A 358-nucleotide genomic window follows, 5' to 3' on the forward strand; every position below is an offset into this window, starting at 1 on the left:
GATATCATTTTGAAAAACTGATACTTAAATAGCTACACTAGCCATTATCAATATTCAGGGATGTATAAAAAATGAGCTTAATCGGCCTGGTCCTGGCATTGATCGCCATCCTGGGCGGCAACATGATCGAGGGTGGACATCCCAGCGCCCTGCTCGATCTGCCCGCCTTCCTCATCGTGATCGGAGGTACCATAGGTGCCGCCTTGACCCAGTTCCCCTTCTCCGTTGTTGGCAGCACTCTCAAGCGTTTCAAGTGGCTGCTGGCCCCTCTCAAACTCGATATGCAGCAGCAGGCCGAACTGCTGGAAAACCTGGCTGGCAATGCCAGACGCAGCGGCATGCTGGCCCTCGAGGGCAT

Annotated in this window: 1 protein-coding gene; it reads left to right on the forward strand. The window is 53.6% G+C overall.

The genetic code is table 11. The features are described 5' to 3' along the window. Window positions 1-71 precede the first annotated feature (71 nt). A partial coding sequence (locus tag EJ063_RS20780; protein WP_244225224.1) for a motility-associated protein occupies window positions 72-358 on the forward strand: 287 nt, incomplete at its 3' end.

This window comes from Vibrio aquaticus (assembly GCF_003970385.1).
Lineage (GTDB): Bacteria > Pseudomonadota > Gammaproteobacteria > Enterobacterales > Vibrionaceae > Vibrio > Vibrio aquaticus.